At 71.3% G+C, this 23,871-nt stretch carries 22 protein-coding genes and 1 pseudogene; 10 read left to right on the top strand and 13 right to left on the bottom strand.

The window, feature by feature from the left end; all coding sequences use genetic code 11:
- Window positions 1–6 precede the first annotated feature (6 nt).
- Window positions 7–906: a KPN_02809 family neutral zinc metallopeptidase gene (gene ypfJ / locus FZ046_RS17885; protein ID WP_070353995.1), complete on the bottom strand. Its 900-nt coding sequence runs from the start codon at window positions 904–906 to the stop codon at window positions 7–9.
- A gap of 77 nt (window positions 907–983) precedes the next feature.
- Between ypfJ and FZ046_RS17890 the strand changes: the two genes are divergently transcribed.
- Window positions 984–2,483, top strand: a complete 1,500-nt coding sequence (locus FZ046_RS17890) for a carboxylesterase/lipase family protein (protein ID WP_070353994.1) — start codon at window positions 984–986, stop codon at window positions 2,481–2,483.
- Between the two features lie 56 nt (window positions 2,484–2,539).
- Here the strand turns inward: FZ046_RS17890 and FZ046_RS17895 are convergent.
- Window positions 2,540–2,833, bottom strand: a pseudogene (locus tag FZ046_RS17895) (SRPBCC family protein); the annotation flags it as partial.
- Between the two features lie 126 nt (window positions 2,834–2,959).
- Between FZ046_RS17895 and aspS the strand changes: the two are divergent.
- Window positions 2,960–4,750, top strand: a complete 1,791-nt coding sequence (gene aspS / locus FZ046_RS17900; protein WP_070353993.1) for an aspartate--tRNA ligase — start codon at window positions 2,960–2,962, stop codon at window positions 4,748–4,750.
- Here the strand turns inward: aspS and FZ046_RS17905 are convergent.
- A complete protein-coding gene (locus FZ046_RS17905; protein ID WP_070353992.1) occupies window positions 4,747–5,994 on the bottom strand; it encodes an HNH endonuclease in 1,248 nt (415 codons plus the stop codon). The genes aspS and FZ046_RS17905 overlap by 4 nt on opposite strands.
- Window positions 5,995–6,205: 211 nt before the next feature.
- Here FZ046_RS17905 and FZ046_RS17910 point away from each other — a divergent pair, with 211 nt between their 5' ends.
- Window positions 6,206–6,655 carry a nitroreductase family deazaflavin-dependent oxidoreductase gene (locus FZ046_RS17910; RefSeq protein WP_070353991.1) on the top strand — a complete coding sequence of 150 codons (450 nt, stop codon included), beginning with the start codon at window positions 6,206–6,208 and terminating at the stop codon, window positions 6,653–6,655.
- Here FZ046_RS17910 and FZ046_RS17915 read toward each other — a convergent pair whose 3' ends face one another.
- On the bottom strand, window positions 6,656–7,036 hold the full coding sequence (locus tag FZ046_RS17915; protein ID WP_070353990.1) for a hypothetical protein: 381 nt from the start codon (window positions 7,034–7,036) through the stop codon (window positions 6,656–6,658).
- A gap of 77 nt (window positions 7,037–7,113) precedes the next feature.
- Window positions 7,114–8,301, bottom strand: coding sequence for a thiolase family protein (locus FZ046_RS17920; protein ID WP_070353989.1), 1,188 nt, complete (start codon window positions 8,299–8,301; stop codon window positions 7,114–7,116).
- Between the two features lie 96 nt (window positions 8,302–8,397).
- Here FZ046_RS17920 and FZ046_RS17925 point away from each other — a divergent pair, with 96 nt between their 5' ends.
- Window positions 8,398–8,880: a winged helix-turn-helix transcriptional regulator gene (locus FZ046_RS17925; protein WP_070353988.1), complete on the top strand. Its 483-nt coding sequence runs from the start codon at window positions 8,398–8,400 to the stop codon at window positions 8,878–8,880.
- A 1-nt stretch (window position 8,881) separates the two neighbouring features.
- On the opposite strand, the gene FZ046_RS17930 is transcribed toward FZ046_RS17925, so the two are convergent.
- From FZ046_RS17930 to FZ046_RS17965, 8 genes are all read right to left on the bottom strand, one after another.
- Window positions 8,882–9,703: a BtpA/SgcQ family protein gene (locus tag FZ046_RS17930; protein ID WP_083298312.1), complete on the bottom strand. Its 822-nt coding sequence runs from the start codon at window positions 9,701–9,703 to the stop codon at window positions 8,882–8,884.
- A 51-nt stretch (window positions 9,704–9,754) separates the two neighbouring features.
- The gene (locus tag FZ046_RS17935) at window positions 9,755–10,528 is read right to left on the bottom strand and encodes an SDR family NAD(P)-dependent oxidoreductase (protein ID WP_070353987.1); all 774 of its coding nucleotides are present in this window, start codon (window positions 10,526–10,528) and stop codon (window positions 9,755–9,757) included.
- Window positions 10,525–11,610 carry an ABC transporter ATP-binding protein gene (locus tag FZ046_RS17940; protein WP_070353986.1) on the bottom strand — a complete coding sequence of 362 codons (1,086 nt, stop codon included), beginning with the start codon at window positions 11,608–11,610 and terminating at the stop codon, window positions 10,525–10,527. The genes FZ046_RS17935 and FZ046_RS17940 overlap by 4 nt, the downstream gene beginning before the upstream one ends.
- Before the next feature lie 19 nt (window positions 11,611–11,629).
- Complete coding sequence (locus FZ046_RS17945; RefSeq protein ID WP_070354018.1) at window positions 11,630–12,445, bottom strand: carbohydrate ABC transporter permease; 816 nt, start codon at window positions 12,443–12,445, stop codon at window positions 11,630–11,632.
- Window positions 12,446–12,465: 20 nt separating this feature from the next.
- Entirely contained in the window at window positions 12,466–13,326 is an 861-nt protein-coding gene (locus FZ046_RS17950; RefSeq protein WP_070354017.1) for a carbohydrate ABC transporter permease, read from the bottom strand.
- A 73-nt stretch (window positions 13,327–13,399) separates the two neighbouring features.
- The gene (locus FZ046_RS17955) at window positions 13,400–14,728 is read right to left on the bottom strand and encodes an ABC transporter substrate-binding protein (protein WP_070353985.1); all 1,329 of its coding nucleotides are present in this window, start codon (window positions 14,726–14,728) and stop codon (window positions 13,400–13,402) included.
- Window positions 14,725–16,224 (bottom strand): FGGY-family carbohydrate kinase, encoded by a 1,500-nt coding sequence (locus FZ046_RS17960; protein ID WP_149484284.1) that lies wholly within the window; start codon window positions 16,222–16,224, stop codon window positions 14,725–14,727. The genes FZ046_RS17955 and FZ046_RS17960 overlap by 4 nt, the downstream gene beginning before the upstream one ends.
- Window positions 16,221–16,982 carry a DeoR/GlpR family DNA-binding transcription regulator gene (locus FZ046_RS17965; RefSeq protein WP_246182810.1) on the bottom strand — a complete coding sequence of 254 codons (762 nt, stop codon included), beginning with the start codon at window positions 16,980–16,982 and terminating at the stop codon, window positions 16,221–16,223. Before FZ046_RS17965 ends, FZ046_RS17960 begins: the two co-directional genes overlap by 4 nt.
- Window positions 16,983–17,250: 268 nt before the next feature.
- Between FZ046_RS17965 and FZ046_RS17970 the strand changes: the two genes are divergently transcribed.
- The 6 genes from FZ046_RS17970 to FZ046_RS17995 all read left to right on the top strand — a co-directional run bounded on the left by FZ046_RS17970 (window position 17,251) and on the right by FZ046_RS17995 (window position 23,822).
- Entirely contained in the window at window positions 17,251–19,878 is a 2,628-nt protein-coding gene (locus FZ046_RS17970) for a circularly permuted type 2 ATP-grasp protein (RefSeq protein WP_070353983.1), read from the top strand.
- Window positions 19,875–20,786, top strand: coding sequence for a transglutaminase family protein (locus tag FZ046_RS17975; protein ID WP_070353982.1), 912 nt, complete (start codon window positions 19,875–19,877; stop codon window positions 20,784–20,786). Before FZ046_RS17970 ends, FZ046_RS17975 begins: the two co-directional genes overlap by 4 nt.
- 62 nt (window positions 20,787–20,848) lie before the next feature.
- Window positions 20,849–21,154: a DUF4333 domain-containing protein gene (locus FZ046_RS17980; RefSeq protein ID WP_070353981.1), complete on the top strand. Its 306-nt coding sequence runs from the start codon at window positions 20,849–20,851 to the stop codon at window positions 21,152–21,154.
- Between the two features lie 64 nt (window positions 21,155–21,218).
- A complete protein-coding gene (locus tag FZ046_RS17985) occupies window positions 21,219–22,064 on the top strand; it encodes a DUF3097 domain-containing protein (protein ID WP_070353980.1) in 846 nt (281 codons plus the stop codon).
- Window positions 22,065–22,134: 70 nt separating this feature from the next.
- Window positions 22,135–23,478, top strand: coding sequence for a replication-associated recombination protein A (locus tag FZ046_RS17990; RefSeq protein ID WP_070354015.1), 1,344 nt, complete (start codon window positions 22,135–22,137; stop codon window positions 23,476–23,478).
- Complete coding sequence (locus tag FZ046_RS17995) at window positions 23,475–23,822, top strand: YciI family protein (RefSeq protein WP_070353979.1); 348 nt, start codon at window positions 23,475–23,477, stop codon at window positions 23,820–23,822. Before FZ046_RS17990 ends, FZ046_RS17995 begins: the two co-directional genes overlap by 4 nt.
- Window positions 23,823–23,871 lie beyond the last annotated feature (49 nt).

A 23,871-nucleotide genomic window follows, 5' to 3' on the forward strand; every position in this document is an offset into this window, starting at 1 on the left:
CGCGAGCTACTGGTGCAGGTCTCGGGCGCTGAAGGTGTCGCAGGCCTGAGGATCGCCCGTCTGATAGCCGACGGTGAACCAGTGCTGCCGACCCGCTGCCGACCCGTGGGTCCACGACTCGGGGGACACCCGACCGGTGGCGGCCTCCTGGATGCGGTCGTCGCCGACGGAGGCGGCGGCCGACAGCGCATCGCTGATGTCCCGATCGCTCAACGGCTGCAGGAACGGTTGGCCGGTGCTCTCCTGCCGCGTGGTCGACGCATAGTGCGCCCAGATTCCGGCGTAGCAGTCGGCCTGCAGCTCGGTGCGCACGCCGCCACCCTCGGGGCCCGTCGGGTCCTGCTGCGCGCGGCCGAGGTCGCCCTTGAGGTCCTGCACGTGGTGGCCGAACTCGTGGGCGACCACGTACTCCTTCGCCAGAGGGCCGCCGCTCGCGCCGAACCGGTCGGTCAGTTCCTGGAAGAAGCTGGTGTCGAAGTACGCGGTCTGGTCGGCGGGGCAGTAGAACGGTCCCACCTCGGTGGTCGCCGGACCGCACCCGGTGTCGACACCACCTTGGAAGAGTCGGATGCTCGGCCGGGTGTAGTCCGGCATCAGCTGCGCCCACACCGCGTCCACGGAGTTGCCGGTGGCGATGACCTTGCACTGGTCGATGGTGTTGGCGTCCCGGCCCGTGCGGCACTGGCTGACGTCGAAGCCGCCGGCGTCGACGCCGGGTGCGCCGTACTGTCCGGGGTTCTGCTGCGGGGTCACGCTGCCGGGGTCGATGCCGAGGACCAGCGCGATCACCATGACGACCAGTCCGCCGACGCCGCCGCCGATGGCGATGCCGCGCCCACCGCCGCCCCCGCGTCCACTGCTCGACGTGGTGCTCGTGTCGATCTGCATGCCCTCGTTGAACGTCACTGCATGCTCCGTCCGTCCGCACCTGCCGGGATGACTGCGCGCCAGCCGTCGTCAGCTTCGCACACTAGGATTTTCCCGTGGCAACGCAGCGCGAAACCGCGGAGTCGTCGACCATCGCGCACACCGCTGCGGGCGCGTTGCGTGGCACGGGCGAAGCCGGTGTGCACGTGTGGCGCGGCGTGCCGTACGCCGAGCAGCCGGTGGGGCCCCGACGCTTTCTGGCGCCGGCGCCCCTGACGCCGTGGAGCGGGGTGCGCGACGCCGTCGACCACGGACCGCTTCCGCCGCAGGGAAGGTCGTTCGTGGGCGGCGGGCGCGACGACCCGAAAGTCCGCGACGAAGCGTGTCTCACGGTGACGGTGTGGTCGCCGGATCCGCACGGCTCGCTGCCGGTCATGGTGTGGATTCCCGGCGGCGCCTTCGTGTACGGCGCAGGACAGCTGCAGCTCTACAACGGTTCCCGGCTCGCGGCGAACGGTGACGTCGTCGTCGTGAACGTCACCTACCGGTTGGGTGTGTTCGGTGGCCTGGACCTGGGCGACCTCGGCGACGGCTTCGACGACAACCTGTGCCTGCGTGACCAGCTGGCGGCGTTGGAGTGGGTACGCGAAGACATCGCGGCCTTCGGCGGCGACCCGGACCGCGTCACCGTCTTCGGCGAGTCGGCCGGGGCGACGTCGGTGCTCGCGTTGCTGGCCAGCCCGGCGGCGCGGGGGTTGTTCACCCGCGCCATCGCGCAGAGCCCCGCCCTGCCGCTGATCGCCGACCGTGAGACCCGCGCCCGGCGTGCCCACCAGCTCCTGGACCTGCTCGGGGTGGGGGTCGACGACGTCAAGTCTCTCCCGCAGCGCCAATTGCGGCGCGCCGCAGGGACGTTGCAAGCCGAGAGCGCCGCCGTCAGCCCGACGCTGGCCTATGGGCTGACCCACGGTGTCGACCTGTTGCCCCGGCACCCGATCGAGGCGGCGCGGGCCGGCGCGGTGCTGAAGGTGCCGCTCATCGTCGGCACGAACAGCCACGAAGCCTCGATGTTCGCCTGGGGCAAGCCGCCGATGCTGCCCACCACGTCGTCCGGCGTCGACTCCTACTTCGCCCGCCGCGCCCCAGACGCGAAGCCGCGCGTGCTGGCGGCGTACCCCGCCTATCCGCGGCGCAGCGCGCTGGTGGCCATCGGCGCGGACACCATGTTCGGCGCGCCCACGTGGGCCTTCGCCGACGCCTACAGTGCACACGCCCAGACCTACGTCTACCGGTTCGACCACACCACGTGGACGCTGCGGGCGCTCGGTCTCGGCGCGACGCACGGCAGCGAGATCGTGCACGTGCAGCACAGCTACTCCTCCTACCTCGGCCGGAAGATCCATCCGCTGGGGCGGCGGGTGCAGCCGGCGGTGGGCCGGCGCATGCAGCGCACGTGGCTCGACTTCGCCAACGGCCGGCTCGGCATCCCCGAGGGAGGAGAGTGGCCGGTGTACGACGCCGCCGAGCGCCGTACCCGCGTGATCCGCTCGACGCGCGACGACACCGTCGCCGATCCCGACCGGGTGCGCCGCCAGGCGTGGGACGGGCTTTACTGACCGGAGGCCGGAGCCTCAGTACCGCTCGGTGCCGGCCGGTCTCATCGCCATCACCGGTTGAAGCGGAAGGCCATGTGCGAGAACGGTTCCCAAGCTAGGAACTCCTCGTCGCCGACGATGCCGCCGCGCATCGTCACCGTCCGGGTGGTGCCGATGCCGCGTGGCAGCGGGCTCGTCCACTCGACGCGCGTGATCACCGTGGCCCAGCGCGGCCACGAGTCGGCGTCGCCGAGCACCTCGAAGAGTCGTTCCGGGGTGATCGGAAGGTCGACCGTGCTGACGAAGCGAAAAGGTGCCGTCGCGGTGAACGAGACGTCGACGCGTTCGCAGGGGTAGGTCCGCGGTGCCATGGGTAGACACTTTAGGCGTCAGTGTCTACCCGTGGTCGGTGTACGTGCTTCCTCGGGACGGGAGCAGTGGCCGCCCCTCTAGACTCAGCAGTCGATTCATCCCCCGACCTCGTGCGAGGAGCTTTCGTGTTGCGCAGTCATGCCGCCGGATCATTGCGGTCCACCGACGCCGGCCAGACGGTCACGCTGGCCGGATGGGTGGCGCGTCGGCGCGACCACGGCGGCGTCATCTTCATCGACCTGCGGGACGCGTCGGGCGTGTCGCAGGTGGTGTTCCGCGATGCCGGCGTGCTGGAGCAGGCCCACCGGCTGCGGGCGGAGTTCTGCGTCGCCGTCACCGGCGTCGTCGAGGCGCGGCCGGAGGGCAACGCGAACGCGGAGATCGCGACGGGCGACATCGAGGTCAACGCGACGACGCTGACGGTGCTCGGTGAGAGCGCGCCGCTGCCGTTCCAGCTCGACGAGACCGCCGGTGAGGAAGCGCGGCTGCGGTATCGCTACCTCGACCTGCGGCGCGAGGGGCCCGGCGCCGCGCTGCGGCTGCGGTCGAAGGTCAACGCGGCCGCCCGCGGCGTGCTGGCCGAGCACGACTTCGTCGAGATCGAGACGCCCACGCTGACGCGTTCCACTCCCGAGGGCGCCCGCGACTTCCTGGTGCCCGCCCGGCTGCAGCCCGGCTCGTTCTACGCGCTGCCGCAGAGCCCGCAGTTGTTCAAGCAGCTGCTGATGGTGGCGGGCATGGAGCGCTACTACCAGATCGCCCGCTGCTACCGCGACGAGGACTTCCGCGCCGACCGGCAACCCGAGTTCACCCAGCTCGACATGGAGATGAGCTTCGTCGACGCCGACGACGTCATCGCCGTCTCCGAGCAGGTGCTGCAGGCGCTGTGGGCGCTCATCGGCTACAAACTGCCGCTGCCGCTGCCGCGCATCGGCTACGCCGAGGCCATGCGGCGCTTCGGGTCCGACAAGCCCGACCTGCGCTTCGGCGTCGAACTGGTCGAGTGCACGGAGTACTTCGCCGACACCACCTTCCGCGTCTTCCAGGCGCCCTACGTCGGTGCCGTGGTGATGCCGGGCGGGGCGTCGCAGCCGCGCCGGACGCTCGACGGGTGGCAGGAGTTCGCCAAGCAGCGGGGGCACAAGGGACTGGCCTACGTGCTCGTCGCCGAGGACGGCACGCTCGGCGGCCCGGTGGCCAAGAACCTTAGCGACACCGAACGCGACGGCCTCGTCGCGCACGTGGGCGCCGCGCCCGGGGACTGCATCTTCTTCGCCGCCGGTGCGGCCAAGGCGGCCCGGGCGCTGCTCGGTGCCACCCGCATCGAGATCGCCAAGCGCCTCGACCTGATCGACCCCGATGCGTGGGCATTCACCTGGGTGGTCGACTGGCCGCTGTTCGAACCGGCCGATGAGGCGACCGCATCCGGCGACGTCGCCGTCGGCTCCGGAGCGTGGACGGCGGTGCACCACGCCTTCACCTCGCCACAGCCGGATTCGGAGGCGACCTTCGACACCGACCCCGGCACGGCGCTGGCCAACGCGTACGACATCGTCTGCAACGGCAACGAGATCGGCGGCGGCTCGATCCGCATCCATCGCCGCGACGTCCAGGAACGCGTGTTCGCGATGATGGGCATCGACCACGACGAGGCGCAGGACAAGTTCGGCTTCCTGTTGGACGCCTTCACCTTCGGGGCACCGCCGCACGGCGGCATCGCCTTCGGGTGGGACCGCATCGTCGCACTGCTGGCCGGCGTGGACTCGATCCGCGAGGTCATCGCCTTCCCGAAGTCCGGCGGTGGTGTGGACCCCCTGACCGATGCGCCCGCGCCGATCACCGCGCAGCAGCGCAAGGAGTCGGGCATCGACGTCGCGCCCAAGAAGGTCGAGGGCGCTCCGGCGAAGAACGGCTAGGCTGCCCGTCCGCGCACGGCGGGCTCGTCGTCGGTCCGTCCCGGCAATGGTGGCGCAGCGGACGCGTAGGTCGCCCCGGTCGGCGTCTCGATCTCGCTCGCGTGCCCACGTTCGGTTGCGCTCGTCCGGACTCGCCAGCCCGGCGCCTCTTTGGCGTAGTTGCACGCTTCGCACACGCCGCTGCCGTTGACGGCATTGGTCGGTCCGCCGCGCGCGTGCGGCGTGGCGTGGTCGACGTGCCGGATCGGCGCATCGCAGTACGGCGTGCGGCAGGTGTCGTCGCGGAGCCGGATGAACTTCGACAGTGCCCTGGGGAAGAGCCGTGCGCGCGACTCCATGGCGACCAGGGCGCCCGAGGCGGGGTGCTGGTACAGCCGCCGCAGCGTGGCGGGCGCGCCGCCGGCGACCGCGCCGGCGACGAGGTGGCGGGCCACGGCGGCGGGGATGGGTCCGTAGCCGGTGGCCCGGGCCGGTTCGGTGGCGCCGCCGAACAACGTCTCGTCGGTGACGACGAGTTCGACGGCGATCGGTGTTGCGGCTTCGGCCGGCCGACCGGTGATGCGTTCGACGAGCGTGTCGGCCATGATCTGCCCGCGACTGCGGCCGTCGGCGGTGGTGTCGGCGGTCCGACGGAGCGCCGCGTACACCGACACGCCCGCCGCCATGGGCAGTAGTGCGGTCACGTAGGTCATGCAGTCGGGTGCCGGCCGGATCGACACCGTGCGCTCGGTCTCGGCGCGGCGGGCGCGGTCGACCACCGCGCGTGGGTCCAAGCGGTACGCGATGGCCTTGGCGTCGGCGGCGATGCGACCGTCGCCCTTGCCGGCGAGGGTCGCGGGGTCGCCGCACAGCTCGGCGTCCAGGGTGCGGCGGTCCTCGACGTCGAGGCATGCCGATTCGCGCACGATCAGCGTCGCCCGCCACTCCGAGAGGGCGCCAGCCTCGAGAGCGGCCAGCGTGTGCGGCATCTCGTGGACGAGCGCCCGTGCGAATCCGAGGTGCCGGCCGCCACGACTGGGGGAGTCGTGCCGCGCCAGCGCCACCTCGGCGGCGAGTCCGCGACCCCGCTTGGCGGCGGGGACCCCGGCGGCCGCCTCGGCGCGGCGGCGATGCTGGTCCCATTGCGCCGTCATGCGCGCCTGTTCGGCGGCCGCGGCTGACTTCAACCTCTCCAAGGCGGTTATTCGTTCGGCCAGGGCGGCCTCGTCAGCATCGGCAGGTAGCGCCGTCATTAAATCGAACATACATTCGATGTTAGGTGGCGGGTATGACAGACGGCGCTCGAGTGCTGCCTCGAACCGCGGACAGCCAAAAGCGTCGTCGAGCGCCTTCGGCACACCCCGGCGACCCGGCCAGGTGCCCAACGAAGAGGTGAGTCGGACTGGAGCGCGCGCGAGCCATCAGGACATCCGTCCGCGGGGAATAGCGGCAGCGCCCGGGAGCTTGTGCTGTGACATGAGTGACATCGATAAGGACAGGCTCGTCGCCGACACCGCCGCGCTGGACGACTTCAACCGCGGCGTCGTCGAGGAGTTCCGGGCCAACGGCGGCGTGGTGGGCGGCCCGTTCGCCGGCGGCAAGCTCCTGCTGCTGCACACCACGGGGGCGAAGTCCGGTCAGCCCCGGCTCTCGCCGCTGGCGTACCTGGAGGTCGACGGCAAGCTACTGATCGTGGGGTCCTACGCCGGCGCGCCGAAGGATCCGGCGTGGGTGCACAACCTGCGCGCGCATCCGACGGCCCGCGTCGAGGTGGGCACCGAGGAGTACGAGGTCACGGTGCGTGAGCTGCCGGCCGACGAACGCGACGCCACCTACCCGAAGGTGGTCGAGGTGGCGCCGGTCTTCGCGGAGTATCAGGCCAAGACCGACCGCGCGATCCCCCTGTTCGAGTTGTCGCGCGTCTGATCAGTTGTCGTCGCCGGGCGTGCCGGGCCGGCCCGCGGGTCCGCCGTTCTCGCCGGGGAGGTTGTCGCCGGTGGGCGGCGTCGATGATCCCTGCACGGGCGGTGGCGCCGCCGACGGTCCGCCGCTGACCGTCTGGCTCGGGCCGCCGGTCGGCGACGGTGCGGTGCCCGCCCGTTCCTTCTCGGTGATGCCGGCCGAGGACGAGGTGCTGGTGGGCGCCAGGGTCGACGACGTCGCCGGTCCGGTGCTCACCTCGGCGCTGGTCGTCGGGGTGCTCGACTCGCTGGGCGCGGTGTCGGACTCCGAGGAGCAGGCGGTGAACAGGGAGGCGGTGGCCGCGGCGGCCGCGAGGGCGATCGTCGCCCGGTGCAGTGTCGTCATGCCGCGCCGGGTAACCCGTCCGTCCGACGACAAACGGGGCCCGGCGCGGCGTCATCGACGCGTCATCCGAGGTGGGGTCAGCCGATCCGCTCGATGATCGTGGCGTTGGCCATGCCGCCGCCCTCGCACATCGTCTGCAGCGCGTAGCGGCCGCCACGCTGGTGCAGCGCGTTGACCATCGTCGTCATGATGCGTGCGCCGGAGGCGCCGAGCGGATGACCGATCGCGATGGCGCCGCCGTTGACGTTGGTCTTCGCGAGATCGGCTCCCGTGTCCTTGGCCCAGGCCAGGACGACGGGGGCGAAGGCCTCGTTGACCTCGAACAGGTCGATGTCGGACAACGCGAGGCCCGAGCGGGCCAGCACCTTCTCGGTGGCGGGGATGACGCCGGTCAGCATGTAGAGCGGGTCGGAGCCAACCACCGTGGTGGTGTGGATGCGGGCCAGCGGCGTCAGGCCGAGCGTGCGGGCCGTCGCACCGCTGGTGATCATCACCGCGGCGCTGCCGTCGGACAGCGGCGACGAGTTGCCGGGGGTGATGTGCCAGCCGATCTGCGGAAAGCGTTGCGCGACGGCCTCGTTGAAGAAGGCCGGGCGCAGGCCGGCGAGTGTCTCGACGGTGGTACCGGGACGGATGATCTCGTCGGTGGACAGCCCGGCGATCGGCGCCAGCTCGGCGTCGAACGACCCGTCCTTGGTGGCGCGGGCCGCCTTCTCGTGGCTGGCGGCGGAGAACTCGTCGAGTTCGGTGCGCGACAGGTTCCACTTCGCGGCGATCAGTTCGGCGCTGATGCCCTGGGGAACGAGCCCGTCGGGGTAGCGCGCCGCCATGCCGGCGCCGAAGGGGTCGCTGCCGGGCAGCACGCTGGTGCCCATCGGCACCCGCGACATGGACTCGACACCGGCCGCGATCACGACGTCGTAGGCGCCGGCGAGGACGCCCTGGGCGGCGAAGCTGATCGCCTGCTGGCTGCTGCCGCACTGCCGGTCGACGGTGGTGCCGGGTACGGACTCCGGGAAACCGGCGCCCAGCAGGGCGTTGCGGGCGATGTTGACGGACTGGTCGCCGACCTGGGTGACGGCGCCGGCGATGACGTCGTCGACGAGGCCGGGGTCGACTCCCGTGCGCTCGACCACCTCGCGCAGGCTGTGCGCCAGCAGGTCGGCGGGCAGCACGTCGTGCAGGGCGCCGTTCGCCTTGCCCTTGCCGATCGGGGTGCGCACCGCGCCGACGATGACGGCGTCGCGATCCGAGAATGCGGTCATGAGATCCTCCTGAGGACTCGTCGCTGAGTACTGCTCTCTATACTTAGATGTAACACCTAGGTTCAGTCGCAACAACCCAGCCAGGGAGTGACGTACATGACAGTCCTGCAGGGACCGCTCGCCGACCGCGACGCGTGGTCGGCCGTCGGGCACTGCCCGATCGAGAAGACGATGGCCATCGCCGGCACCAAGTCGGCCATGCTCATCATGCGCGAGGCGTTCTACGGCACCACGCGGTTCGACGACTTCGCCCGCCGGGTCGGCATCACCAAGGCCGCTACCTCGGCGCGACTGTCCGAACTGGTCGACGCCGGTCTGCTGAGCAAGCAGCCGTACCGCGAGCCCGGGCAGCGCAGCCGGGACGAGTACGTGCTGACCGACGCGGGCACGGCGTTCATGCCGGTGGTGTGGGCGATGTTCGAGTGGGGGCGCACGCACGTCGCCGACAGCCGGCTACGGCTCACCCACCTCGGGTGCGGCGCCGAGGCGACCGTCGAGATCCGGTGCGGTGACGGCCACGACGTGCCGCCGGACGAACTCGGGGTGCGGCTGACGCGCCGCACCCCGAGCAACGCCTGAATCAGGCGAGCTGCGAACGGAATTCGCGCGCCGCGCCCATCAGCTCCTCGACCCGTGAGCGCTGCGCACGGTTGGCGAAGACGCCGTCCTGCTTGAAGTAGGTACCGACGATGGCGCCGTCGGCGATGTCCAGCTGCGTCCCGACGTTCTCCGCGCGGACACCGGTGTTGACGAAGACCGGAACCGACCCCGCGGCCGACTTCACCACCCGCAGCGCCTCGGTGTCGGTCGGCGAGCCCGCGGTGGCCCCCGAGACGCAGATCGCGTCGGGCAGCGTGGCGAACACCGTGGTGCGGGTGATCGACGCCAGATCGCGGTGCGCGAGGTAGGTGGCGGACTCGGGCACGATGTTGAAGAACAGCTTGACCCGCTCGCCGCCGACGCGGGCGCGGTGCCGCGCCACCTCGCCGACGTTGGTGTCCCACAGCCCGAAGTCGCTGGCGTAGACGCCGGTGAAGATCTCGCGGACGAAGCGAGCGCCGGTCGCCACCGCGAGGTCGATGGACGCGCGGCCGTCCCACAGCACGTTGACGCCGAACGGGACGGCGATGTCGCCCAGAAGTTCTCCGATGATGCGGGCCATCGTGATCGCGGTGATCGGCTCGGTCTTGGTGAGGTACGGCAGGCTGAACTCGTTGGAGATCATCACCCCGTCCACGCCGCCGCTCTGCAGGGCGTCCAGTTCCTCGCGGGCCCGGTCGACGACCGCGGCGATGCCCGCCGCGCTGTCGTATCCCGGGTCGCCTGGCAGGGCGGCGAGGTGCAGCATGGCGATGACGGGCTTGCGGACGATGAAGACCTCGTCGAGCCAGGTGGTGGTCACGGTGATGCCTTTCTTTCTCTCTGACGTGAATCGATGGCGAAGGGGGAGGGGCTAGTCCATGTAGGCGCCGCCGTTGACGGCGAGTGCCTCCCCGGTGATGAAGCGGGCGTCCTCGGACAGCAGGAACGCGACCGAGCGGGCCACGTCCTCGGGCCGCTCGAGGCGGCGCAGCGGGGTGTCGTCGAGCATCATCTGCCGCACGCCTTCCACGGTGGTGCCGCGCAGCTGCGCCTCCCACTCGAGTTCCCGTGACTGCATGGGGGTTTCGACATAGCCGGGACACACGCAGTTGACGGTGATGCCGTGCTCGCCGAGTTCGTACGCCATCGCCTGGGTGAGGCCGACGACGCCGAACTTCGAGGCGACGTAGTCGGAGAGGAACGGCACGCGGCCCTGCTTGCCCGCCATGGAGGCGGTGTTGACGATCGCCCCGGCCGTGCCGCTGCGCACCATCGCCTTCGCGGCGGCCTGCCCGCAGACGAACACGCCCTTGAGGTTGACGTCCATGGTCTGGTCGAAGCGCTCGACGGGCGCGTCGAGGAACCGGTGCATGAAGGAGATGCCGGCGTTGCTCACCCACGCGTCCAGGCCGATCCGGTCGGCGACGCCGAAGGCCAGCGCGGTGGCATCCGACGGGGACCGGACGTCGAGCGCCGCGGACTCGTGCCGCACCTCATCGGAACCGGGCAGCACGGCCGCCACCTCGGCGGCCGCGGCGGCGTCGACGTCGGTGACCACCACCTGCCAGCCGCGTTGCGCGAGCGTCTGCGCGATCGCCCGTCCGATGCCGGATCCGGCGCCGGTCACCACCACTGTCTTCGTCATGCCTTCGTCGCTTCCCATTCCTGGTCGTGGCCGCCCGTGCGTCGGCCGGTCTGCGGGTCGAATACGTGTGCGGCGCCGGGCCGTACCGCCAGTGCCACGGCGGCGCCCTCGGTGATTCCCGAGAGGCGTTGCGCCTCCACCACACTCGTCAGCGTGGCGCCGCGAGCGTCGATGGTGACGATGGCCCGTGGGCCGAGCAGTTCCACCAGCGTCACCCGCGCCGTGCCGTCGTCGGCCGGGGTCGGCAGCAGGTCGTCGGGGCGTACGCCGAGCGTCACCGGACCGGCGGGCACGGCGTCGACGGGCAGGCGTAGACCCGCCGGCGTCGTCAGCGCGCCGTCGGCCACCACGCCGTCGATGAGATTCATCTTGGGGCTGCCGACGAACGACGCGACGAACGTGTCGGCGGGTGCGTCGTACACCTGCAGCGGCGTACCGATCTGCGCGGCGCGGCCGTCGCGCATGACGACCATGCGGTCCGACAGCGTCATCGCCTCCTCCTGGTCGTGCGTCACGTAGAGCGACGTGATGCCCAGCCGGCGCTGGATCTGCAGCAGTTCGGTACGGGTCTCCACCCGCAGCTTCGCGTCGAGGTTGCTCAGCGGCTCGTCGAACAGGAACACCGACGGCTGCCGGATGATCGCGCGGCCGATGGCGACGCGCTGCTGCTGGCCGCCGCTGAGGTCCTTGGGCTTGCGGGCGGCCAGCGCCCCCAGGCCGAGGGACTCGGCGACCTCGTCGGCGCGCCGGAGCGCCTCGGGGCGCGGGGTCTTGGAGGCACGCAGCGGGAACGCGATGTTCTCCCGGACCGTCAGATGCGGGTAGAGCGCATAGTTCTGGAACACCATCGCGACATCGCGGTCGCGCGGCGCCAGGTGGGTGACGTCGCGGTCGCCGATGGTGATGGTGCCGGAGCTGACGGTCTCCAGTCCGGCGAGCATCCGCAGGGAAGTGGACTTGCCGCAGCCCGAGGGGCCGACGAGCACCGTCAGCGAACCGTCGGGCAGCTCCAGGTCGAGGTCGCTCACCACCGAGGTGTCGCCGTAGGACTTGGTGACGCCCGAGAACCGAACCGTTGCCATCGAAGTCTTCGTCTCCCAATCAGAACTTGACCGCGCCGCCGCTGATGCCCTGCACCAACTTGCGCTGGATGAAGAAACTCGCCACCACGACGGGCACGACGGCGATCAGGATCGCCGCGCTCATCGCACCGAGCTGGACACCGCGGAACGTGTTGAAACCCGCGATCGCCACCGGCAGGATCGCGGCCTTGCCGGGCGCCAGGATGAGCCCGTAGAACAGGTCGTTCCAGGACAGCGTGAACCCGAAGATCGCCGCGGCGCCGATGCCGGGCAGCACCTGCGGCAGGACCACCAGCCGGAAGGCCTGCCAGCGGGTGAACCCGTCGACCTGCGCCTGCTCCTCCAGCGAGCGCGGCACCGCCTCGAAGAAGCCGATGAGGAACCAGGTGACCACGGGCAGCACGAAACTCAGGTGCGCGAAGATCACCGGCACCAGCGTGTCGTTGAGCCGCAACGCGTACGCCATGGTGAGGAACGGGAAGACCAGCACCGCCGGCGGCAGGACCTGCGCGGCGAGCATGCCGAAGCGGGTCGCGGTGCCGCCCGCGCGGTAGCGGGCGATGGCGTAGGCGCCCATGCTGCCGACCACGACGCTGATGGCGACGGTGGTCAACGCCACGGTCGCGCTGCGTCCGGCCGCGGCGAGGATGTCCGACGAGAGCACCGTGCGCCAGGCGTCGAGCGTCGGCGAGAAGCGCAGCAGGAAGGGCTCGTTCAGCTGCGCGGGCGTCTTCAGGCTGGCCAGCGCGATCCACAGGATCGGGAACAGGACGGTGATCACCGCGGCCCACAGCAGTGCGATGCGGCATACCGCGAGCAGCCGGGAACCCCCGATCGACGAACTCTCCGACGACGTCACGACCGTCCCTCCGTGCGGGCACGCTCCATCCGGCGGAACGCGACGACGATGACCGTCAGCACCACGAGCAGCACCACGAACGCCATCGACGACGCGGAGCCGAGTCGGAAGAACTGGATGCCGGTCTGGTACACGAAGTACTGCAGCGTCTCGGTCTCGGTGCCCGGTCCGCCGCGGGTGGTCGCGAAGACGTACTCGAACACCTTCATGGCGTCCAGGCTGCGCAACAGGATCGCGACCACCAGGACCGGCGCCAGCAGCGGGAGCGTCACGCGCCGCAGCACGTACCAGGCGCTCGCGCCGTCGACGCGCGCCGCCTCGAGCGGTTCGGCCGGAATCGACTGCAGACCCGCCAACAACAGCAGGACCATGAACGGCGTCCACTGCCATACGTCGATGAAGGCGATCGTGAACAGCGCCCGCCCCGGACCGAAGAAGTCGTAGTCGATCCCCACCGCCCGCAGGAGGTGCGGGACCGCGCCGAGTTGGTCGTTGAGCAGGAAGCGGAACACCAGGCCGACGGCGATCGGCGTGATGAACATGGGCGCCAGCAGCATCGAGCGCGTGAGATCGCGTGCCCAGCGCTGCTTTTGGAGTGCCAGCGCCAGCGCCAGGCCGATGATGAGCTCGGCGCCGACCGCCACGGCGACGAACAGGGCCGTGGTGCCGAACGCGTGCCAGAACGACGCATCACCGAGCGTCGCGACGTAGTTCTCCGCCCCGACGATCGCGGGTGCGCCGCGGTCGGTCAGCTTGTAGCTGGTGATGCTCAGGTAGAAGGCATACGCCAGCGGAAAGCCGACCACCCCGACGAAGAGAGCGACGAGGGGGGCGACCATGCCGTGCTGGAACTTCAGGTGAGGAAACACGGTGGGTCTTCGCTCCTTTCGCGGGGTGGTCGGGTTCCCGGGTCGACCCCGGGGGGTCGGGTCAACCCTGGATCTTCTCGGCGGCCGCCTGGGCGGCCGCGAGTGCGTCGTCGACGCTCTTGGTGCCGGCCACCGCCTCGTTGAGTTCGGTGCCGACGGCCTGGATCATCTCCTCGCCGCTGGGGCCCTGGGACAGCGGTGCGGCGTTGCCGAGGATCTGCTCGACGGTGCGGTAGTAGTCCGCGCCGAATCCTCCGTCGAGCACGGCCGGATCCTTCAGCGTGCTCTGCCGGATCGCCGCGCCACCCTTCTGCGTGCGGGTGACGTCGTGCGGCTTGCTGGTGATCCACGACGCGAATGCCCATGCGGCGTCGGAGGCAGCGGAGTTGGCGGGGATCGCCCAGCTCCACGATCCGAGCACCTGCTTGCCACCCGGCATCGGCGCCAGCTTGAACTTGCCGGCCGCGGGACCGGAGCCGGGCTCGTTGAGTGCCGGCAGGTTCCAGTTGTAGTTGATCATCGCCGCGGCCTGGCCGGACTGCACCGAGCGCAGCGCCTCGTCCATGCTCCAGTTGAGGCTGTTGGGCGGGGCGGCGGTGCGGTAGGTGTCGATGTAGGCGGCGAGTGCGCGCTTGGCCTCCGGGGTGTTCAGCGTCGGCTTGCCGTCGGCGTCGTAGATGGAGCCGCCGGCCGCGAACAGCCAGTTGCCCCACTCCTCGAAGATCTTGTACCCGCGCTGCGGCTGCATGGCCAGGCCGGCGCGGTCGCCGACCTTCAACGCCTTGCTGGTGGCGACGAGGTCGTCCAGCGTCGTCGGCACCGGACGGTTCGCCTGCGCGAGATCGTCGGTGTCGTAGAGGTAGCCGAGCGCGTAGTTGTAGAACGGCACCGCGTACTTCACGCCGTCGACGGTGGTGATGTCGGTCAACGGGGAGAAGAAGTCCGCCGCGTCGTAGTCGGTGGTGCTGTCGATGCGCGCGTCCAGCGGTTGCAGGAACTTCGCGTTGGCGAAGTCGACCATCCACGGGTTGTCGACCACGATGAGGTCGTACGTGGGGGACGACGACTGGAAGGACGACACCAGCTTGTCGCGCATCTGGTCGTAGGTGAGGGTCTCGATGTCGACCTTCACGTTCGGGTAGTCCTGGTTGAACGCGCCGACCATCGACTTCACGACGTCGGTGTCGGGCACGTTCTCCATCAGGATGCGCACGGTGCCCGAGACGTCCTTGCCGACGTCACCGGTACCCGTGGCCTCGGCCTGCTCGGGACCGCCGCTGCCGGCGCAGGCGGACAGGACCAGCGCCAGGACGGCGAGCAGCGCGAGGACGACCGTGCGGGCGGCGCTCCGGGGAGGCCGCCCTCGACGGTGTGTCGTGGATTGGTTCACTGCGGCACTTCCTTTCCTTCGGGGGTTCGTCGAGCGAGGGTGTGCGAGATGGGGGCCACCGCGTCGCCGAGCTGCCGCCACGTCGCGTAGGCGTCGTCGTAGACGGCGCGGCGGTCCGGGTCGGGTGTCACGGGAGGGTCGAGGGCGACGAAGCGGGCGGCGTCCGACCAGTCGTCGAGGGCGCCGACGCCGATCGCGGCGATCACCGCGGCGCCCAGCGACGCGCCGGGATGGCCACGGACGGGCCGCATCTCGAGACCCAGCACGTCGGCGTGGATCTGCTTCCACAGGGTCGACTTCGACCCGCCGTTGGTGATCATCACCCGGCTCGGCGGAATGCCGATCTCGGCGAACACGTCGACGTGGTGGCGGAAGCCGAAGGCGATGGCCTCGAGCACCGACCGGTACACGTCGGCGCGCGTGTGGCCGAGGTGCAGGCCTGCGAACGTGCCTCGCAGGTCGGGATCGTGCAGCGGGCTCTTCTCGCCGAGGAAGTACGGCAGGCACAACACCTCCGCCGGCGCGGCCACGGCGGCCTCGGCGTCGAGCGCCAGCAGATCGGTGCCGCCAACGAGCGACTGGAACCACCGGATCAGGCTGCCGCTGGTGGCCATGCAGCCGTTGGGCAGCCAGTGACCCGGCACCGGGTGGGCGTCGAGGTAGAGCCGCTCGTCGACCACCTGGGTGTCGCTCGCGACCAGGATGTCGCCTGCGCCACCGAGTTTCACCAGCGCGTCGCCCGGGGAGTTGACGCCCGCCGCGTAGGCCGACAGCACGTGGTCGGCGCCACCCACGACGAGCGCGGTGCCGGCCCGCAGGCCGGTGGCATCGGCCGCCGCGGCGCTCAGCGTGCCGACGACGCTGCCCGGCCGGTGCACCGCGGGCAGCGTCGCGGCGTCCAGGCCGGCGGCCGCCAGCACGGGATCCGCGAGCGCGCCGTCGATGGTGAACAGGCCCGACTCCAGCGCCCAGTTCTGCTCGACGTGCACCTCGGCGCCCAGCGCGGTCAGCACCCAGTCGTAGGAACCCACCCAGTGCGCCGTGCGCTCGTAGACGTGCGGTTCGTGCTCGCGCAACCACGCCGTGGTCGGCGCCACCGACTGCTGGGTGAGCGCCGAGCCGGTCAGCGCCACCAGGTCCACGCCGGCCAGTTCGGCGGCCAGACGGCGGACCTCGGCGGTGGCGCGGGCGTCGTTCTGCAGCAGGGCGCGCCGAAGCGGCCGTCCCGAGGCGTCGAGGGGCAGGACCGCGGGCACCATGCCGGACACCGCGATGGCGACGACGTCGTCGGCGTCGATTCCGCTGGCGCGCAGCACCTCCCGGATCGAGTCGACCACGTTGGCGTGCCACTGCGCCGGGTCGGCTTCGGCCGCACCCGGCAGCGGGGAGTGCAGCGTCGCCTCCCGACCCGCCTGCGCGACGATGCCCGCCGACGTGTCCAGCAGGATCGTCTTGGTTCCGGTGGTGCCGATGTCGACGCCGATGGTGTGGGTCATCGCGCCTCGCCCAGGTGGGCGTCCCGGGCGCCGGCCACGGTCACCACGTCGACGCCGTGGGTCCTCGCGGCGGCGAGCGCCGGGTGGTCGGCCGGCGCGTCGGTGACGATCACGTCGACGTCGGCCAGCGCGGCGATGTTCACGAAGGTGACGCGGCCGAGCTTGCTCTCGTCGGCCGCCACGATGACGCGGTCGGCGCGCCGGCTCGCCGCGCGCTTCACCCCGCTCTCGGCCTGGTGATAGTCGGACACGCCACGCTCGGCGTCGACGCCCGCGACGCCCATGACGAAGGTGTCGCAGTTGTAGCCGGCCAGGGCGTCCTCGGCGGAGGGGCCGATCAGGCTGAGTTCCCCGGGACGCAGCTGGCCGCCGGTCAACACCACCGTGGTGTCGGGTTCGTCGACGAGTTCGAGCGCGGCGAGCAGGCTCGGCGTCACCACCGTGAGTGCCAGTTCGCGGCCCTTGAGCGAGCGCGCCACCGCCAGTGCCGTGCTGCCCGAGTCGAGGATCAGGGTCTCCGACGGTCCGATCAGGTCCGCCACCGCGTCGGCGATGTGCCGCTTCTCCTCGGCCGCGTCGGCGACGCGGGTGGCGAAGGAGGGTTCGGCGTCCTTGCCCTGCAGGGCGATGGCGCCGCCGACGATACGACGGACCACGCCACGGGTCTCCAGCGCCTCGACGTCGCGTCGGATCGTCATCTCCGAGACGTCGAACTCGGCGGCGAGTTCGGCGAAGCCGACCTCCCGTGCCGCCCGCACGCGGTGTGCGATGCGGTCCCGGCGGGCCTTGGCGTCCAGCGGTCCGTCCCCTTCGCTTGCTGTGGAAAATTCACAGGATGGCTGTCGAAACACGGACGAAACATGCGATCCGTGCCGTCTCGGCAGCTGAGTGGTGTGAATCTATAACAGGTTTGTGTGGAATGCCCACACTTCCGACGAAATTCGTCTCGATCGGGTCCGGCGTCGACGCCGCGCCGGGCGCGGATGCGCTCTGCGTCGGCGGAACCCGTGTGGTGGGATCAGCGCCATGGCGACGGCGGTGGCGGGTGCGGCCCGTCCCCCTGGTGAGGACGTGCTCGCCGCCTACCGCGCGGCGCGCGCCCAGCGCGGACTGTTCGACGTCCGCGACGCCGAGGCGGGTGGGTACGACGAGTTCGTCGACGAGGCTGGTGACGTCCGCCCGGCTTGGCGGGAGGTCGCCGACGGCGTCGCCGACCGCGGCCGTGCCGGACTGGACCGCCTGCGGTCGACCGTGCGCAACCTCGTCGACCAGGACGGCATCACCGGTGTGGGTCCGCACGGGTCGGTGGTCGGCGCCGAGGAACCGGCCGCCGCCCCCGGGCCGTGGCACCTCGACGCCCTCCCACTAGTGCTGTCGGCGGCCGACTGGGACGCGCTCGAGGCCGGGCTGGTGCAGCGTTCGCGCATCCTCGACGCCGTCCTCACCGACGTCTACGGTGCGCGCCGCTGCCTCACCAGCGGTGTGCTGCCACCGCAACTACTGTTCGCCCACCCCGGCTACGTGCGCGCCGCGCAGCACATCGCCATCCCCGGACGGCGCCAGCTGTTCCTGCATGCCTGCGACGTGAGTCGCCGAGCCGACGGCGAATTCGTCGTCAACGCGGACTGGACGCAGGCGCCCTCCGGCGCGGGCTACGCGCTCGCCGACCGCCGGGTCGTCGCACACGCCGTGCCGGATCTCTACGAGCGCATCGCGCCGCGCCCGGCGTCGCCGTGGGCGCAGACCTTGCGGCTGGCGCTCATCGACGCCGCGCCGGAATCGGCGGTCGAACCCGTCGTCGTGGTGCTGAGCCCCGGCATCCACTCCGAGACGGCGTTCGATCAGGCCTATCTCGCCGGCCTGCTCGGCTTCCCATTGGTCGAGAGCGCCGATCTGGTGGTGCGCGACGGGACGCTGTGGATGCGCTCGCTCGGCACCCTGAAGCGCGTCGACGTCGTCCTGCGCCGCGTCGACGCCGATTACGTCGACCCGCTGGACCTGCGAGCCGACTCGCGCCTGGGCGTGGTGGGACTGGTCGAGGTGCTGCGCCGCGGCAAGGTGACCGTCGTCAACACCCTCGGCAGCGGAATCCTGGAAAGCCCGGGACTGCAACGGTTCCTACCGGAACTGGGGCAGCTGCTCCTCGGCGAGACGCCGGCGTTGCCGACCGCGCCGTCCTACTGGGGCGGCATCGACGTCGAGCGCTCTCACCTGCTCGCCCACCTCGCCACGCTCGTCGTCCGACCCGTCGACGGCGGCCAGGCGGTGGTCGGTCCGCTGGCCACGGCGGCTCGACTCGAGACGCTGGCCGCCCGGATCGCCGCGGCGCCGTGGCGGTGGGTGGGCCACGAGCTGCCGGAATTCTCCTCGGCGCCCACGGACGTCCATGGCGGCGTCTCGGCGGGCCGGGTCGGCATGCGCCTGTTCTCGGTCGCGCAGCGCGGGGGATACGCGCCGATGATCGGCGGCTTGGGCTACCTGCTGGCACCCGGCCGCGCGGCCTACCGGTTGAACACCGTGGCGGCCAAGGACGTCTGGGTGCGCACGCCCGAGCGCGTGACCACCGAGCGTCCGACGGTGGCCGCCGACCTGCCCGTGATGACGCCGGCGCCCACCCGGGCGGTCAGCTCGCCGCGCGTGCTGTCGGACATGTTCTGGCTCGGCCGCTACGCCGAGCGCGCAGAGGCCATGGCCCGGCTGCTGACCGTGACGCGCGAGCGCTACCACGAGTTCCGCTATCGGCGCGAAATGCCGGGCAGCGCCTGCGTTCCCGTCCTGCTGGCCACCCTCGGGGAGATCACCGGGACCGACACCGACGGTGACGACGCCGAACGGGTCGCCACCGCGCCGACCACGCTCTGGTCGCTCACCGCCGACCGCCACCGCCCCGGTGCGCTCGCCCAGTCGGTCGAACGGCTCGGCCGCGTGTCCCGAGCCGTCCGCGACCAGATGTCGAACGACACGTGGATGGTGCTCGCGGCGGTCGAGCGAGCCGTCCTGCCCCCGAGCGCCGAGCCGCCCGATTCGCAGGCCGAAGGTGAGTCGTACCTCGCTGCGGCACACAGCCAGACGCTGGCCGGCATGCTGGCGCTGTCCGGCGTGGCGGCCGAGTCGATGGTGCAGGACGTCGGCTGGACGGTGATGGACGCCGGAAAGCGCATTGAGCGCAGCATCTGGCTCACCGCCCTGCTCAGCCGGACGCTGGGCGCCGTCCGCCCGCCGGCCGCCGAACTGACCATCACCGAATCCACGCTCGTGGCTTGCGAATCCGCGATCAGCTACCGCCGCCGGAACCCGGGCTCGGTGAGCGTGGCCGCCGTCGCGGACCTGCTGCTGTTCGACGCAGAGAACCCGCGATCGCTGACCTACCAGTTCGACCGCATCCGCGCCGATTTGCGGGCGCTGCCGTCCTCGACCGGGTCGACCCGACCGGAGCGGCTCGTCGACGACCTCGCGGTCCGGTTGCGGCGCACCGACCCTCGCGACCTGGAGGACGTCGGACCCGACGGCGCGCGCACCGAACTCGTCGGCCTGCTCGACGGTCTCCAGGCCGACCTGCGGGCACTGTCGAAGGTCATCACTGATACCCACCTGTCACTGCCGGGCGACATGCAACCGCTGTGGGGGCCCGAGGAGCGGAGGTTGCTGCCATGAGCGCACCACCGGAGTCGCGGTGCTACGAGATCACCCACCGCACCACCTACCGGTACTCCGGCGAGGTCACCAGTTCCTACGGCCGCGGCTTCCTGACGCCCCGGGACTCCGCGCGGCAGCGGTGCCGGTCGGCTCGGCTCACCGTCGACCCGACGCCGTCGGACAGCTCCACCAGCCGGGACGGCTACGGCAACCTCGGTTCCTACTTCCACGTCACCGAACCGCACACCCGGCTGACGGTGACCAGCCACTCGGTGGTCGAGGTCGATCCGCCGCCCGCGGAGCTGTACGCCGCCGGCTCGGCGCAGGCGCCGTGGGAGCTGGCGCGCCCGGTCGGACCGGACGGTGCACTGGCCACCGAGTTCACCCTCGACCTGCGGACGCCGGAGATCACCGACGCCTTGCGTGCCTACGCCGCACCCACATTCGTGCCGGGCCGGCCGCTGATCGACGTGCTGCACGACCTCAACGCGCGGATCCACGCGGACTTCGCCTACCGCTCGGGATCCACCACGGTGTCCACCCGGGTGGCCGAGGTCCTGGTGGCCCGCGAAGGCGTGTGCCAGGACTTCGCCCGGTTGGCGATCGCCTGCCTGCGGGCCCACGGGCTGGCGGCGAGCTACGTGTCGGGCTACCTGGCCACCGACCCGCCACCCGGGCGCGAGCGCATGGTGGGCGTCGACGCCACGCATGCCTGGGCGGCGGTGTGGACCCCGCAGGACCAGTGGCTGGGCCTCGATCCGACCAACGACCAGATGGTCGACGAGCGGTACGTCGTCGTCGGATACGGCCGCGACTACGCCGACGTCCCGCCGTTGCGCGGCATCATCTACACCGACTCCGAACGCAGCGTCATCGAGGTCTCCGTCGACGTCGCGCCGTGCGACGCGCCACTCGGCACGCGCTGACCGGTGCTGGTGACCAGCCGGTTTGACCACCGGTGCGGCGGTCGAGCAGCATTTCGAGAATCATGACGCGAACAGCGATCGTCGGTGCGGCACTGGTCCCGTTGCTCGGAGCGCTGCTGGCCGGGTGCGGGTCGAGCACGATCAAACCGGATGCCACCGCGCAATTCCTGGTGGACACCATCTCGGAGCAGACCAGCTTCACGCCCAAGGACGTCCGCTGCCCCGACGGCATCGAGGCCAAGACCGGGGTGACGTTCGACTGCACCTTCACCGGTCCGGAGAACGCACCGTACGTCGCGCACATGAAGATCGTGGGCGTCCAGGGCGAGATCGCGTCCTACGAATGGGACATGGAACCCGTCACGTAACGCTTCCGACGGTGCGGTGTGGCGCTGCCGGGAAACGCGCGCAAGCCTTCCTAGGATCTCCCGGGTGAACGATCGATACGGCTCCGACGTGCTCGCCCGCGACCCGCACTCCGGGCGGCGGCCGAAGTCCAAGGAGCGCGCCGCGGAGATCGGGCTGGTGGTCGAGGACGCCCAGAGCGGTTTCGTCGGCGCCATCGTGAAGGTCGAGTACGGCGCGGCGATCCTGGAGGACCGCCACGGCAAGCGGAAGTCGTTCCCGCTCGGTCCCGGATACCTCGTCGACGGCAAGCCCGTCATCCTCAACCCGCCGCTGCGCCGCCCCGCGCCGTCCGGCCCGACCCGTACGGCGTCGGGGTCGGTCGCCGTGACGGGGATGCGTGCCCGCACCGCACTTGCCAGCCGGATCTACGTCGAGGGCCGCCACGACGCCGAACTCGTCGAACAGGTATGGGGCGACGACCTGCGCGTCGAAGGCGTCGTCGTCGAATACCTCGGCGGCGTCGACGATCTCGTCGGCGTGGTCGCGGAGTTCCGGCCCGGCCCCGGCCGTCGGCTCGGCGTGCTGGTCGACCACCTGGTGCCGGGCTCCAAGGAGGCGCGCATCGCCGACGCCGTCGCCCGCGGTCCCGGCGGTGCCCACACCCTGGTGGTCGGGCATCCCTACATCGACATCTGGCAGGCGGTGAAGCCCGCGCGCATCGGCGCCCCGGCGTGGCCGGTGGTGCCGCGCGGCACGGACTGGAAGCACGGCGTGTGCGCGGCATTCGGCTGGCCGCACCGCGATCAGGCGGACATCGCGCGGGCCTGGCAGCGCATCCGCGGGGCCGTGCGCACCTGGACCGACCTGGAACCCGAACTCATCGGGCGCGTCGAGGAACTCATCGACTTCGTCACGGCGCCGCCGGACTGACGCCGGGGTCTGGGCTCACGGGCTGCGCGGACCATCGCGCCCGTCGTCACCGGCGTGGTAAGCAGTGACCGTGTCCGACGGCCTGTTCGACGTCTCCGGCCCCGCCTCCGATCCCGTCGGCGGGACGGCTGCGGCGGGCGCGCTGACGCCGCTCGCCGTGCGAATGCGCCCGGCGAGCCTCGACGAGGTCGTCGGCCAGGACCACCTGCTGGCGCCCGGATCGCCGCTGCGGCGGCTCGCGGAGGGCTCGGGTGCGGCGTCGGTCATCCTCTACGGCCCGCCGGGCACCGGCAAGACGACGCTGGCGTCGCTGATCTCCGGTGCCACCGGGCGTCGCTTCGAGGCGCTCTCGGCGCTGACCGCCGGCGTGAAGGAGGTTCGTGCGGTCGTCGAGCAGGCGCGCGTGGCGCTGCTGCGCGGCCAGCAGACCGTGCTCTTCATCGACGAGGTGCACCGCTTCTCGAAGACCCAGCAGGATGCGCTGCTCGCCGCCGTGGAGAACCGGGTGGTGCTGCTGGTGGCCGCCACGACCGAGAATCCGTCCTTCTCCGTCGTCGCGCCGCTGCTGTCGCGGTCGCTGATCCTGCAACTGCAGCCGCTGAACGCCGACGCGGTGCGCACCGTCGTCGACCGCGCCGTCGCCGACCCCCGCGGTCTCGGCGGGGCGGTGACGGTCGACGCCGACGCGGTGGACCTCCTGGTGTCGTTGGCCGCGGGCGACGCGCGGCGCGCGTTGACCGCGCTGGAGGTGGCAGCCGAGGCGGGCGACCACGTCACGGTCGAGGTCATCGAGCAGTCCCTGGACAAGGCGGCCGTGCGCTATGACCGCGACGGCGACCAACACTACGACGTTATCAGCGCCTTCATCAAGTCGGTGCGCGGCAGCGACGTCGACGCCGCGCTGCACTACCTCGCCCGGATGTTGACCGCGGGGGAGGACCCGCGCTTCATCGCCCGGCGGCTGATGATCCTCGCCAGCGAGGACGTCGGGATGGCGGACCCGACGGCGCTGCCGACGGCCGTCGCCGCCGCCCAGACCGTCGCGCTGATCGGCATGCCGGAGGCGCAGCTGACGCTGGCTCACGCGACCGTGCACCTCGCCACCGCGCCGAAGTCGAACGCCGTCACCACGGCGCTGGCCGCCGCCATGGCCGACATCCGCGCGGGCAAGGCCGGCCTGGTGCCGCCGCACCTGCGCGACGGGCACTACTCCGGAGCGGCCGCGCTGGGCAACGCCCAGGGCTACGTGTACCCACACGATGATCCGGGCGGCGTGGTGCCCCAGCAGTACGCGCCCGACGAGGTGGTGGGCACCGACTACTACCAGCCGACCACGCACGGCGCCGAGCGCGAGATCGGCGGGCGGCTCGACAAGCTCAGGGCGATCACGAGACGGAGGCGCAGCGGGAGATGACCGACACCGACGGCACGTTCGACGACGACCGGATGCGGGCGACACTGGCCACGGCCAGGCCCTACAGCGTCATGATCCTGCGCGACGGGCCCAACGCCGACAGCCCGGACGCGTCGGCGGTGGTGTGGGAGCACGGCCGTCGCAACTTCACGCTCCGCGAGGCCGGGACGCTGGCCGTCGTGCTCCCGGTGACCGACGACTCGGGACTGTGCGGTGTCGGGATCTTCGCCGCGACGGTGGCGGAGACGACGGCGATCATGGCCGATGATCCGGGCGTGCGCGCCGGCGTGTTCACCTACGAGGTGCATCCGTGCGTCGGCTTCCCGGGCGACGCGCTGCCCTGACTTCGCACACGGCATTGCCGCCGGGTGGTCGGCGTCCTCGACTGGGGGC

Source organism: Mycolicibacterium grossiae (assembly GCF_008329645.1).
GTDB lineage: Bacteria > Actinomycetota > Actinomycetes > Mycobacteriales > Mycobacteriaceae > Mycobacterium > Mycobacterium grossiae.

Coding starts and splice junctions, on each gene's coding strand:
- FZ046_RS17935 (WP_070353987.1), bottom strand. CDS start 10,528: ATGACGAAGACAGTGGTGGTGACCGGCGCCGGATCCGGCATCGGACGG.
- FZ046_RS17970 (WP_070353983.1), top strand. CDS start 17,251: ATGGCGACGGCGGTGGCGGGTGCGGCCCGTCCCCCTGGTGAGGACGTG.
- FZ046_RS17980 (WP_070353981.1), top strand. CDS start 20,849: ATGACGCGAACAGCGATCGTCGGTGCGGCACTGGTCCCGTTGCTCGGA.
- FZ046_RS17915 (WP_070353990.1), bottom strand. CDS start 7,036: ATGACGACACTGCACCGGGCGACGATCGCCCTCGCGGCCGCCGCGGCC.
- FZ046_RS17940 (WP_070353986.1), bottom strand. CDS start 11,610: ATGGCAACGGTTCGGTTCTCGGGCGTCACCAAGTCCTACGGCGACACC.
- FZ046_RS17905 (WP_070353992.1), bottom strand. CDS start 5,994: ATGTTCGATTTAATGACGGCGCTACCTGCCGATGCTGACGAGGCCGCC.
- FZ046_RS17975 (WP_070353982.1), top strand. CDS start 19,875: ATGAGCGCACCACCGGAGTCGCGGTGCTACGAGATCACCCACCGCACC.
- FZ046_RS17910 (WP_070353991.1), top strand. CDS start 6,206: ATGAGTGACATCGATAAGGACAGGCTCGTCGCCGACACCGCCGCGCTG.
- FZ046_RS17920 (WP_070353989.1), bottom strand. CDS start 8,301: ATGACCGCATTCTCGGATCGCGACGCCGTCATCGTCGGCGCGGTGCGC.
- FZ046_RS17960 (WP_149484284.1), bottom strand. CDS start 16,224: ATGACCCACACCATCGGCGTCGACATCGGCACCACCGGAACCAAGACG.
- FZ046_RS17925 (WP_070353988.1), top strand. CDS start 8,398: ATGACAGTCCTGCAGGGACCGCTCGCCGACCGCGACGCGTGGTCGGCC.
- FZ046_RS17995 (WP_070353979.1), top strand. CDS start 23,475: ATGACCGACACCGACGGCACGTTCGACGACGACCGGATGCGGGCGACA.